This window comes from Planococcus soli, assembly GCF_016881065.1.
GTDB classification, from domain to species: Bacteria; Bacillota; Bacilli; order Bacillales_A; family Planococcaceae; genus Planococcus; species Planococcus soli.
Window position 1 is genome coordinate 578,806 of the sequence record NZ_WXYN01000016.1, and the last position, 13,357, is coordinate 592,162.

10 protein-coding genes are annotated in these 13,357 nt (G+C 33.9%); all 10 read left to right on the forward strand.

Features of this window, described 5'->3' with window-relative positions; translation table 11 throughout:
* Positions 1-23: 23 nt before the first annotated feature.
* The 10 genes from GJB59_RS10485 to GJB59_RS10530 all read left to right on the forward strand — a co-directional run bounded on the left by GJB59_RS10485 (position 24) and on the right by GJB59_RS10530 (position 13,102).
* Positions 24-1,439, forward strand: a complete 1,416-nt coding sequence (locus GJB59_RS10485; protein WP_142827206.1) for an MATE family efflux transporter — start codon at positions 24-26, stop codon at positions 1,437-1,439.
* A gap of 12 nt (positions 1,440-1,451) precedes the next feature.
* Positions 1,452-2,468: a polysaccharide biosynthesis protein gene (locus tag GJB59_RS10490; protein WP_142827207.1), complete on the forward strand. Its 1,017-nt coding sequence runs from the start codon at positions 1,452-1,454 to the stop codon at positions 2,466-2,468.
* 1 nt (position 2,469) lies between these two features.
* Positions 2,470-3,579: a polysaccharide biosynthesis C-terminal domain-containing protein gene (locus tag GJB59_RS10495; RefSeq protein WP_142827208.1), complete on the forward strand. Its 1,110-nt coding sequence runs from the start codon at positions 2,470-2,472 to the stop codon at positions 3,577-3,579.
* Positions 3,580-3,582: 3 nt separating this feature from the next.
* Positions 3,583-4,707, forward strand: coding sequence for a non-hydrolyzing UDP-N-acetylglucosamine 2-epimerase (wecB, locus tag GJB59_RS10500; protein WP_142827209.1), 1,125 nt, complete (start codon positions 3,583-3,585; stop codon positions 4,705-4,707).
* Between the two features lie 303 nt (positions 4,708-5,010).
* Positions 5,011-6,387 carry a UDP-glucose dehydrogenase family protein gene (locus GJB59_RS10505; protein WP_142827210.1) on the forward strand — a complete coding sequence of 459 codons (1,377 nt, stop codon included), beginning with the start codon at positions 5,011-5,013 and terminating at the stop codon, positions 6,385-6,387.
* A complete protein-coding gene (locus tag GJB59_RS10510; protein ID WP_142827211.1) occupies positions 6,362-7,393 on the forward strand; it encodes an SDR family NAD(P)-dependent oxidoreductase in 1,032 nt (343 codons plus the stop codon). Before GJB59_RS10505 ends, GJB59_RS10510 begins: the two co-directional genes overlap by 26 nt.
* A 76-nt stretch (positions 7,394-7,469) precedes the next feature.
* On the forward strand, positions 7,470-8,351 hold the full coding sequence (gene galU, locus GJB59_RS10515; RefSeq protein ID WP_142827212.1) for a UTP--glucose-1-phosphate uridylyltransferase GalU: 882 nt from the start codon (positions 7,470-7,472) through the stop codon (positions 8,349-8,351).
* 81 nt (positions 8,352-8,432) lie between these two features.
* Positions 8,433-10,004, forward strand: a complete 1,572-nt coding sequence (locus GJB59_RS10520; protein WP_142827213.1) for an ISL3 family transposase — start codon at positions 8,433-8,435, stop codon at positions 10,002-10,004.
* 294 nt (positions 10,005-10,298) lie between these two features.
* A complete protein-coding gene (locus GJB59_RS10525) occupies positions 10,299-11,201 on the forward strand; it encodes a right-handed parallel beta-helix repeat-containing protein (RefSeq protein WP_185960008.1) in 903 nt (300 codons plus the stop codon).
* Between the two features lie 206 nt (positions 11,202-11,407).
* Positions 11,408-13,102 carry an S-layer homology domain-containing protein gene (locus GJB59_RS10530; RefSeq protein WP_142827215.1) on the forward strand — a complete coding sequence of 565 codons (1,695 nt, stop codon included), beginning with the start codon at positions 11,408-11,410 and terminating at the stop codon, positions 13,100-13,102.
* Positions 13,103-13,357 lie beyond the last annotated feature (255 nt).

Here is a 13,357-nt window from a genome sequence, read left to right on the forward strand (position 1 = left end):
ATTGAAATGTTGAGGCTAGAGAATTGAAACATAAAATAAAGGAATTTATTTCAAATTCTTCATATACATTAACTTCTAACTTCATAACTCTATTAATCTCTACCTTAATGATTCTAATTGTTCCCAAAATTATTGGGGTTGAAGAGTATGGCTATTGGCAACTTTACTTATTTTATTCAGCATACGTAGGTTTTCTCCACTTTGGTTGGACTGATGGAATTTATTTAAAATACGGTGGAAAAGAGTATCGTGATTTAAATAAAAATCTATTTTTCTCACAATTTTACATGCTAATAGTTTTACAGTTATTCTTTGCTATAACAGTAAGTGGAGTTGCCTTTTTAATAATAGAAAATCCAAATAGAATTTTTATTGTTCAAATGATCTCACTTAACTTATTAATACTAAATGTCAGATCCATGTTGGTATTTATTTTACAAGGAACTAATAGAATTAAAGAGTTTGCAAATATTACAATATTAGACAGACTTCTCTATTTTTCACTTATTTTATCATTTCTTTTACTTGGTATCTATGACTACCAAGTTATAATTTTAGGTGATTTAATTGGAAAGTTCTTATCATTACTTTTGGCTATTTATTTCTGCAGGGACATTGTATTTGGAAAGATAAATAAAATCAGGTTTTTGCTTTCAGAGGTTTTAGATAATATTAGCATAGGTATAAAGTTGATGTTTGCTAGTTTAACAAGCACATTAATTATAGGTGTAGTTAGATTTGGAATAGAGCGGAACTGGGATGTATCTACCTTCGGAAAAATTTCGCTTACTTTAAGTATTTCAAATTTTGTTATGATATTTGTGAATTCTTTAGGTATTGTTATTTTTCCATTGTTAAGAAGAGTAGAAGAAAATTCCTTAGCGAAAATCTATGTAAACATCAGGTCTTTATTAATGGTATTTTTGTTGAGTCTACTCATTTTTTATTTTCCAATAAAGTTAGCACTAATATCTTGGTTACCAGACTATAAGGATAGTATAGCTTTTATGTCATTAGTCTTTCCAATGATTATCTTTGAAGGAAAAACATCATTGTTAATTAATACATATTTAAAAACTTTAAGAAAAGAAAAGTTTTTATTGAATGTGAATGTACTTACATTAATTGTGAGTATAACTTTGACTTTTATTACTGCTTTTGTTTTTGAAAACCTATCGTTAACGATATTAACAATAGTAGTTCTTTTAGCATTTCGAAGTGTAATTGCAGAAATTTATATTGGGAAATTATTAAATATCAGTGTTTATAAAAATATTTTTTTCGACATAATCTTATCTATTATTTTTATAATAACTGCTTGGTTTTTGGACTCTTGGATGATGACATATCTGTATGTTTTATCTTATATTTTGTATTTATTCTTAGTAAAAAAGGATTTGTTAGAGTTTAAAAAGTTATACAAAAAGATGAAAAATTAGGAGATGACTTTTATGTTTAATAAAAAAACATTATTAATAACAGGTGGTACCGGTTCTTTTGGAAATGCAGTTATGGAAAGATTTTTAAATACAGATATAAAAGAAATAAGAATTTTTTCTCGCGATGAAAAAAAACAGGATGATATGAGAAAAGTTTATAAAAGTGATAAGCTTAAATTTTATATTGGAGATGTAAGAGATTTGGCAAGTGTAAAAAACGCAATGCATGGTGTAGATTATGTCTTTCATGCTGCAGCTTTAAAACAAGTGCCTTCTTGCGAATTTTTTCCACTAGAGGCAGTTAAAACAAATGTATTGGGGACAGATAATGTGCTTACAGGAGCAATTGAAATAGGAGTTGAAAAAGTAATATGTTTGTCTACAGATAAAGCTGCATATCCAATAAATGCAATGGGAATTTCTAAAGCAATGATGGAGAAGGTGTTTGTTGCAAAGGCAAAAACTATTGATTCTAATAAAACTCTTATTTGTGGTACTAGATATGGTAATGTTATGGCTTCACGCGGCTCCGTTATACCTTTGTTTATAGATCAAATAAAAAGTGATAAACCTATAACAGTTACTGATCCAAATATGACTAGATTCTTAATGAGTCTTGAAGAAGCAGTTGAACTGGTAGTCTTTGCATTTAAAAATGCCGAGGCTGGAGATATAATGGTACACAAAGCTCCAGCTGCCACAATTGGTGACTTAGCATTAGCGATTAAAGAATTATTTAATTCTAAAAATGAGATCAAAGTTATTGGTACTCGTCACGGTGAAAAAATCTATGAAACTTTACTCACACGAGAAGAACACGTAGTTGCTCATGATATGGGTGGATTCTATAGAGTCCCGGCTGACAAGAGAGATCTTAATTACGATAAATTTTTTGTAGAAGGTGATGAAAAATTAACTTTCGAAACTGAATATAATTCACATAATACAAATAGGCTTACTGTAGAAGAAATAAAAAGCAGACTATTGGAATTAGAATATGTTAAGACCGAATTGAAAGGTTGGAAATAAAATGAAAGTTCTTATAACGGGTGCAGGAGGCTTTATAGGAAAAAATCTTGTGGCAGAGTTAAAGAACCAAGGTATATCAGAAGTTTTTGAATATACTAGTAAAACGGATAGCTTAGATTTTGATAAATATTGCAAAGAAGCAGATTTTATTTTTCACTTAGCTGGCGTCAATAGACCAAAATCGCAGTCAGAGTATATGGAAGGGAACTATGGATTTACTAATGATTTAATAAATAAATTAAAAAAATATAATAATTTATGTCCTATAGTATTTTCTTCTTCAATACAGTCTAGTTTGGATAACGCTTATGGGCTTAGTAAAAAAAATGCTGAAAAATTGCTTTTGAAATATAGCGAGGATACTGGGGCTAAAGTAATTATTTACCGCTTTCCTAATGTTTTTGGTAAGTGGTGTAAACCTAATTACAATAGTGTTGTTGCAACTTTTTGTAATAATATTATTAATGATTTACCCATAACAATTAATGATGAAGAAAAAATAATGAAATTAGTATATATTGATGATGTGATTTCAGAGCTTATAAGTTCTTTAAATGGAAAAGGGAATTTAGTGGAGGACTTTTATGAAGTACCTGAATTCTATACAGTTTCCTTAGGAGAAGTGGCTCAACTAATTTATTCTTTTAATAGGAATCAAAAAGAGCTGTCAATTCCAGATTTTTCAAATGAATTCACAAAAAAATTATATAGTACTTATTTAAGTTATCTCCCCAAAGAAAAATTAAAATATCCTTTGAAAATGAATATTGATGAAAGAGGTTCATTTACTGAGTTTTTAAAAACTCCAGATCGTGGCCAAATATCAATTAATATTTCAAAACCTCAGATAACTAAAGGTAATCATTGGCATCACTCAAAAAATGAAAAGTTTTTAGTGGTAAGTGGCGTAGGAATAATCAGGATACGCAAACTAAATTCTGATGAAATATATGAATATCATGTAAACGGATTGAAAATGGAAGTTATTGATATACCTGTTGGTTGTGTTCACAACATTGAAAACATCGGAGTTGAAGACATGGTAACTGTAATGTGGGCAAATGAGTGTTTTGATAAAAATAATCCAGATACATATTATATGGAGGTTTAATTTATGGAAAAGTTAAAAGTTATGACAGTAGTTGGTACAAGACCAGAAATTATAAGGCTTTCAGTACTGATAAATAGATTAGAAGAATCAGAGGCTATAGAACATGTACTTGTTCATACAGGTCAAAATTATGACTATGAATTAAACGAAGTATTTTTTAGAGATTTAAACTTAAAAAAACCTGACTACTTTCTTAATGCAGCTATAGGTTCTCCTATTGAAACTATTGGAAATATTCTTATAAAAATTGATCCAATTATGGAAACCGTAACTCCTGATGCTTTTTTAATACTGGGTGACACAAATAGTTGTTTATGTGCAATAGCGGCTAAAAAGAGAAATATACCAATATTCCATATGGAAGCGGGAAATAGATGTTTCGATCAAAGAGTTCCAGAAGAAACAAATCGAAAAATCGTAGATCATATTTCGGATATAAATTTAACTTATAGTGATATAGCAAGAGAATATTTATTGAAAGAAGGGGTAGCTTCCGATAGAATTATCAAAACGGGCAGTCCAATGTTAGAAGTGCTTAACTCTAAAAAAGAAGATATTGAAAAATCTACCATATTAGAAACTTTCGAAGTACAAGAAAATGGTTACTTCGTAGTTTCGGCTCATAGAGAAGAAAATATTAATTCTGAAGAGAATTTTTCAGACCTAGTTGAAAGTTTAAATAGTATTGCAGAAAAGTTTAGATTGCCGATTATAGTAAGTACACATCCTAGAACTAAAAAAATGATTGATTCCAAGGGTATAAAATTCAATGAGTTAGTAAAAATAATGAAACCTTTAGGATTTAACGATTATATAAAGCTACAATCAAAGGCTAAAGCCGTTTTGAGTGATAGTGGAACTATAAGTGAGGAAGCTTCTATTCTTGGATTTCCAGCACTAAATATTAGACAAGCACATGAAAGACCAGAAGCAATGGAAGAAGCAGCGGTCATAATGGTTGGTTTAAAAAAAGAAAGAATTATGCAAGGACTAGAAATATTGGAAAACCAAAAAATTGATACTCTTAGACGTGTTGAAGATTACAACATGCCCAATGTTTCAGAGAAAGTTTTAAGAATTATTTTATCATATACAGACTTTGTAAATCGAGTAGTGTGGCAAAAATAACAAAGTGATTATATAACCAAATTTTTAAATATTTTTTAAAAAAGTTTTCAATTGAAATTTGTTTATATTAGAATATTTTTTGTTTAAGTATTTAGCTATTATTGATATAGCTAATAAGATAACTGCAAATATATATCTAGTATTAATAAATGTCTGTTATATCACCAATTAATATAGAAAAACAAAGTTCATTTGTTGACACTCCTTTAATTGTTTTGAATTAACTTGAGTGTCCCACATGAACTTTTTTAAGTTCTTAGTTGTGTAATATAGTATTTAGAATGTTATTTGAAAGGAGAAATTATGTTTAAAATAGCAGTAGCTGGAACAGGATATGTCGGTTTAGTCGCTGGAGTTTGCTTTGCAGAGAGAGGCCATCAAGTAGTATGTGTTGATATTGATGAAGCTAAAGTAAACCTAATGAAATCAGGAGTATCTCCTATATACGAAGCAGGTTTAGAAGAATTAATGAAAAAAAATTATGAAGCAGGAAGACTGGAGTACACCACTGATTATAAGTCAGCTTACAAAGATGCGGATGCCGTATTTATTGGTGTAGGAACTCCAGAAAATGAAGATGGATCTGCAAACCTTTCCTATATAGCGACTGTAGCACGGCAAATTGCTGAAACAATTGAAAAAGACTGTTTAGTTGTTGTGAAATCCACTGTTCCAGTTGGTACAAATGATAAGGTTGAACAATTTATTCATGACTTCTTAATTAATAGCGTGAGAGTAGAAGTGGCTTCAAATCCTGAGTTTTTAGCGCAAGGATCTGCAGTACACGACACTTTGAATGCGAAGAGAATTATTGTTGGTACTGAAAGTGAATGGGCTGAAAATCTTTTGCAAAAAATTTATAAACCTTTTAAGTTGCCGATAGTATCTGTAAACAGAAAATCTGCAGAAATGATTAAATATGCATCTAATGACTTCTTGGCTTTAAAAATTTCTTATATGAACGACATTGCAAATCTTTGTGAGCTTGTCGGAGCAGATGTTCAAGATGTTGCTAAAGGTATGAGTTTCGATGATCGTATTGGTAGTAAGTTCTTGAATGCTGGTATTGGTTATGGCGGCTCTTGCTTCCCAAAAGATACTAAGGCACTTGAATACTTAGCATTACAGAATGGTTATGATTTAAAAACTGTTAAAGCAGCTATTGAAGTCAATGAAAATCAAAAAACCTTAATGTACAGGAAAGCCAGCAATCGTCTTATTACATTTAATGGTCTTAAAGTCGCTATTCTTGGTCTTACATTTAAGCCTGGAACTGATGATTTGAGGGAAGCTCCTTCTATGGAAAATGTACCTTTGCTTTTGAAGCAGGGGGCTGATATATATGCGTATGATCCAATTGGCATAGAAAATTTTGCTAAAGTCTTTCCTGAGGGTCAACTTGAGAAAGGCAGTATAAAATATGTGTCAAATATTGAAGAGGCAATAGAAGGCGCAAATGTCTGTTTCATCTTCACTGAATGGGACGAGGTTAGAGCAGTGGATGCCCAGGTTTATAAAAAACTAATGAGAACGCCATTAGTGTATGATGGCCGTAATCTTCATCATGTTGAAGAGATGGAACAAGCTGGAGTAGAATATTATTCGGTCGGTAGAGCTCCTGCGAATAAAGATGGACTTAAGGAGTTGAGAAAGCTTGAGTTACAAGCCGCTAAACTCTAGTAAAGTATATTTAATAACAGGTGCCGCCGGATTTATAGGTTATTATCTTTCAAAAAGATTATTGGAGTCTGGTTGTAAGGTGATAGGCATCGATAATCTCAACGAATATTATAATGTGAAATTAAAACATGACCGTTTAAATAGATTAGAATTAAATAAAAATTTTACTTTTGTTAAAGGCGATATTTCTGATAAAGAACTAGTAACTAGCCTATTTAAGCAGCATCAGCCAAAAATTGTTGTGAATTTGGCAGCTCAAGCCGGCGTAAGGTATTCGATTGAAAATCCGGATGTCTATATTCAAAGCAATGTCATTGGATTCTATAACATTCTAGAAGCATGCCGTCATTATCCAGTTGATCACTTGTTATATGCTTCATCAAGTTCAGTTTATGGAGCAAACAAGAAAGTTCCTTTCGAAGAAACCGATTTTGTGGATAACCCAGTATCTCTGTATGCATCTACTAAAAAGTCGAATGAACTGATGGCACATACGTATAGCCATCTATATAAAATCCCAGCAACAGGACTTCGCTTCTTTACAGTGTATGGCCCAATGGGACGTCCTGATATGGCTTATTTCGGATTCACTGATAAGTTGTTTGCAGACGAAGAGATTAAAATTTTCAATAATGGTGATTTCAAAAATGACTTGTACCGCGATTTTACCTATGTGGACGATATTATAGAAGGCATTCAACGTCTTTTACCGAATCCACCAAATGAAGTGGAACAGGCTCCACATAAAATTTTTAATATCGGCAACAGCAGCCCTGAGAAGTTAATGGTATTTATTGAGACGCTTGAAAAATGCTTAAGCAATAGCTTAGGTAGAACTATAGAATTCAAGAAAAAGTTTGAACCGATTAAACCTGGCGATGTTCCTGCGACTTATGCTTCTACAAAATTGTTGGAAGAAGCAATTGGATTTAAACCTAAAACGACTATTGAAAAAGGACTTCAGAAGTTTACGGATTGGTATTGTGAATACTATAAAATAATGTGATTATTTAATTTAATTTTACTGCATTTTTTTTATAAAAAAATAGTTATCAAGGTCTAAAGTATAAGTAGGTGCAAAGATGAGAGTGAAAAAAGCTATAATTCCTGCGGCTGGTTTAGGAACACGGTTCCTCCCAGCTACAAAAGCGATGCCAAAAGAAATGTTGCCAATTGTCGATAAGCCGACGATTCAATACATCATTGAAGAAGCGATTGCTTCCGGTATAGAGGACATCATCATTGTAACTGGAAAAGGCAAGCGTGCCATTGAAGATCATTTTGATCATGCATTTGAATTGGAAGACATTTTGATGAAAAAAGGCAAACAAGAAATGTTGGATTCGGTCTTGGAGACATCTAAGGTAGAAATCCATTTTATACGCCAAAAGCAGCCGCTTGGTTTGGGGCATGCTATTTGGTCAGCGCGGAAGTTTATTGGCAACGAACCTTTCGCTGTCTTATTGGGAGATGATATTGTTGAAAACAAAGAACCTTGTTTGGTTCAATTAATGGATCAGCATGAGAAGACTGGAAAGAGTGTCATAGGTGTACAGCAAGTTGCTACGAGTGACACTGAACGCTACGGCATCATCGATCCGGTTTCAGTAGACGGTAAATTGATTGAAGTAAACAAGTTCATCGAAAAGCCATTGGTCGGGACAGCTCCATCCAACTATGCCATCATGGGCCGCTATATCCTGACACCGGAAATTTTTGATTACTTAAGCGAGCACCAATTGGGCGCAGGTGGTGAAATTCAATTGACGGATGCAATCCAAAAGTTAAACGGAGTCCAATCGGTTTATGCTTATGAATTTGATGGGCAACGGTTTGATGTAGGTGAGAAGTTTGGGTTTATCGAAACAACGATTGAATTTGCCTTAAAGCGTCCGGAGCTGAGAGATCAGTTACTAGAATTATTTAAAAAAAAATTAAATGAATCTACAATAAAAAAAAGTTAATAAGTTAATTTTGTCACTGCCGGTGATAAAATGGTTCTTCCGCAATTTTGGTGAAGCCCCTTTTCGGGAATTATTATAGTAATGATAATTCGAGGAGGGTGCACATATGAACGTTCACTTTTTTATCCCACTTGGACGGTGCTGCATGTTTCTGCTTCAACGGATTCCTTCCACTTGTATCTGGAATCGGCTCATTATGAGAGCCATTGCCCATCCTGCCATGGTGTTTCCCGTCGAATTCACAGCCGGTATTGGCGTACCATCAGAGATACGCCATTTCATTCAATACCTGTTTTTCTCTATGTACGCGCTCGGAAATACTTCTGCGATCAACCTAGCTGTCGCCAGTACATCTTTGTGGAACGGCGTCCGGATTGGTGGGGATCTTATGATCGGAAGACGTATCGGTTAACCGCGTTCTTTCGACATCTTGCGTTTTCGCTCAGTGCAGAAGCAGAGAGTCGCATTGCTTCCCAATACGGAGCCATACTTAGTGGAGATGCTTTTCTTTACTTGATCCGGAAAGAACAGCTGCCAGCTATCGAAGAACCTCGTGTGATTGGATTGGATGACTGGGCCTTGAAAAGAGGCAAGCGATACGGAACCGTCATCTGCGACCTCGAACGGAGGCGACCGATTGAACTGTTGGAAAGCCGGAAGGAAAAAGTGGTGAGCGACTGGCTGAAGGCATATCCTTCCGTGCGAGTTACGAGCAAGGATGGCTCGACGGAATACGCAAAAGCCCTTTCAAAGGGCGCGCCGCAAGCCATCCAAGTGACCGACCGGTGGCATTTGTTCCACAATCTCAATAAACGGATCGAGCAGTTCCTGAAACGGAAGTTCCCGTCGGGAATCATCTGGCAAGAAGGTGTTGATGCAGGGTGTTCTTCTGAGTCCAAACAGAAAGCCTTAACGGAACGCGAAGCGAAAAAGTGGCAGTTCATCCAGCAGGTGCAACTGCAGTATCGGAAGGGCACACGGATAGCGGATCTCTGCCGGGAGTTCTCGCTCGACCGCAAAACTGTTTCCCGATATGTACAGATGGAAAGTTTTCCTCTCGTGGAACGGAAACGGATCCATAGCGCGGACCCATACCACCCACTTATCCTTTCATTAATGAAGCAAAAGGTCTCCAAGCGGCAGATTTTTGAAGTGCTGCAGGAAAAAGGATATCAAAAGTCATTTTCGACATTGAAAGGTTATCTTCTCAAAGTGCAGAAACAGGAAGGCAGCGACCAACAAAAACACGCTCTATACAAATTGCCGAGGCAAAAAATTCACAGCTACTTGTGGTCTAAGCCACTCGAAGGGCCTGAAAAGCAGGTAATCCATCAGCTTCTAAAAGAGGATGGTCAGCTACAAGAACTTCAACTTCTTCTCAAACAGTTCCAGCAGATGATGCGGATACAACGCGAATCCGATGCATTATCAGCCTGGATTGAACGCGCAGAAAAAACGGGTATCAAGGAACTAATTCAGTTTGCGCACTACTTGCGATCGGATTGGCAAGCTGTTCAGAATGCCCTAGTTCATCCCTGGAGCAATGGCATGGTCGAAGGGCATGTGAATCGCATCAAAGTGATTAAACGGCAGATGTATGGGCGTGCTAACTTTGATCTACTTCGCATTAAAATTTTGTACTGTTCCCGTTAATCCTTTTTTGAAAAAGTAAGCTAAATGCTTAAAAGCCGATGATGATCAACTTCACCAAAATTGCGGAAGAACCAAAATTAAACCGGCGTTGACAAATTTGTTGAAGAAGTAGTAAACAGCTTAGATGTTTTTATATGTAAGCTGTTTTTTTGATTTAGTTTTAAAAATATTTTTATATGATTATATCAAAAAAACTATATAAAAAAGGTTTTACAGTTACTTATTCTCTTTAACTTCATTAATACTAGGATCATGGATGTTTATTGTATTAATTATTACAGGAGGAGTTATCTTTTGAACAAATTTTTTAAGTTGAGCTTCTTAACAAGCTTATTAGTTTTAATTTCAATTGTTTTTTTAAATATGTTAGATTCTAAAGTCACTGTATCATCGTTTGGAGCTATTGGGGATGACCAAAAAGAAGATACTGATGCTATTCAAAAAGCAATTGACTTTCAGAGTGACCATGGTGGTGGGGTAGTTATACTTTCTAAGGGAGTGTACTTAATAGATTCTGTAAAATCATTAATACTAAAAGATAATATTACTTTAAAATTTAAAAAGGGAGCTATTTTACAGGCTATACCAAATAAAGCAGATAATTACGAAGTTGTTAGAATAAAGGATGTAAAAAATGTAACTCTTACAGGAGATGTCAATATAAAAGGTGACCGCCTCAATCATATCGGAAAAACTGGTGAATGGGGATTTGGAATAAGTATCACGGGTTCCGAAAATATTAAAGTCGAAAATGCTGAAATTTCTAATTGTTGGGGAGATGGCATTTATATTGGTAGTACGGAAATTAAAGGTTATAGTAATCAAATAAATATATCTGATGTAACTTTAATTAATAACCGTAGACAAGGAATTTCTATTATTTCAGCAAAAAATCTCGAAATATCAAATGCAAATATTTTAAATACAAATGGAACAGCTCCGGAAAGCGGAATAGACTTAGAACCAAATTTTTCTACTGAATATTTGGAGAATATTAAAATTACCAATCTTAAAACTGAGAACAATTCTGGCTATGGCTTGCAAATATATTTAAAAAACTTACGAGGAAGTATTAATCCAGTCAGCATTGAAATTGTGACATCCAATAACCTTCCTGATGGATTCTATGTAGGAGAATATGAAGGCATTGAAGGAAAAATTTTAATTGAAGATTTTTTCACACATATATTAGAATGAATCAAAAAATTTTAGTGGTTCAATTGTAATTTGATAATAAATTCTCTTTTTTTTTTTGTATTTTATAAACAAATAAATACCACAAACTCCTCTGTTATTATTAAATATAGAAATAGGTATAAAAATTCATTTTTTTGAAAAGTGTTATTTTAATAATTTTTTATCCTTTTTTTGTGATATAAGTAGACAAAAAGAGGTGTATATTAATGGAGAAGTATCGAAAAAGAAAAATCCAGTGGGTCTTAGTAACATTTTTTATCATTATTTTTTGCGTATTATTTTCTATGAATGTTTTTGCGAAAGAAAGAGTGAGTGTTATTTCTTTTGGAGCTAGTGGTAATGGAGAAAATGATGAGACTGAATATATTCAAAAAGCAATCGATTTCCAAAGTGCAGAAAATGGTGGAATTGTTTATTTTCCAAAAGGAATATACAAAATTGATGCGTCAAAGTCTATAACTTTAAAGGATAATATTACCCTAGAGTTTGAGGATGGTGTTGTCTTAAAAGCCATTCCAAACAACTTAGAAAATTTTCAAATAATAAAAATTCATGATGTTGTGAATGTAAATATTATTGGTAAGGTTACAATTCAAGGGGAGAGGCAAGAACACTTAGGAATTACAGGAGAATGGGGAATGGGAATAAGTATCAGAGGAGCAACTGATGTTAAAGTGGAAAATCCCATTATTTCTAATAATTGGGGTGACGGAATATACATTGGAAGCACTATATTAAAAAATTATAGCGAGAACATTAAAATAATCGGTCCAGTAATAGATAATAATCGAAGACAAGGCATTTCAGTAATTTCAGTTAAAAATCTAGAAATTATAAACGCTGTAATCAGTAAGACTAACGGGACAGCGCCGCAGGCTGGAATAGATATCGAACCAAATAATTCTCAAGAAATCTTAGAGAATATAAAAATTTTGAATCTATCAACGGAGAAAAATATTGGATCTGGAGTATTTATGTATCTTGCAAATTTGAAAGGTTCGCTAAATCCAGTAAGTATCTATGTTGACAGCACGAAAAACATTAAAGATGGTTATTCGGTTAGAGCTACTGAAAACATTAAAGGTACAATTAATGTTGGTGGGTATTATCATATATCTGACAAAGAAATTGTACCAAAACCAATAGTAAGTGCATTCACAAGTACATCAACAACCATAACAGGAACTGCGCTGGCTGGATCTTCAATTAGTGTTAAAGCCGGAACAACAGTAATTGGAACCGCTAAAACGACAGGTAGTGGGAATTACACAATTTCAATACCAATACAAAAAACAGGAACTATTTTATCTGTAACAGCAAAAGATGCAGCTGGAAATGTAAGCAAAGAAACAACTGTAACTGTAGTAGCTGAAAAGTTCTCTGATTTAGAGTTTAATAATTGGTTTTATGACGAAATACTATATCTAGCAGAAGAAAATATAGTTCAAGGATTTCCCAATGGAAGTTTTCAGCCGAATAAAAACACAACACGTGCCGAAGCAGCAAAGATGCTTGCGACTGCATTAAATATACCGGTATCGACTAAAAAGACTGAATATTCGGATTTATCAAGTGGCCATTGGGCAAGTAGTGATATTGCTGCAGTAACATCTGTAGGTTTGTTCAATGGTTATACTGATGGATCTTTCAAGCCTAACAGAAATATTACTCGTGCTGAAATGGCGAAGGTTTTGGCATTGGCATATAATCTAGAAGCTAATAATGAGCAAGTATTTAAAGACGTACCATCCACCCATTGGGCATCAGAATCAGTTTCAGGAATTTCTCAAAGTAGAATTACTACTGGATATCCAGACAATACTTTCAGACCTAGTGCGGCTACTTCAAGAGCGGAGTTTTCAGTCTTCCTTGCAAGAGCATTAAATAGTGAGTTCAGATAAAAACAGAAGTTAGTTATAACGAAAAATTGGAGAAGGGCAGTTAAGCTTCATTTTTCTATAAAAATACTTTAACTGCTCCTTCTAATTACGCTAGCACCTATTACAAATATTTAGGGAGTAATAATTAGCGGAGATGCAGACATCTCATAGACTGATGCCATCCAAAAGCTCAACGAAACTTAAAAAGGTTATAGTTTTGAATTCGATGGACAGCAATGAGTATTGCGGAACGAAAAAGCCACTTGTGCGGAGTTT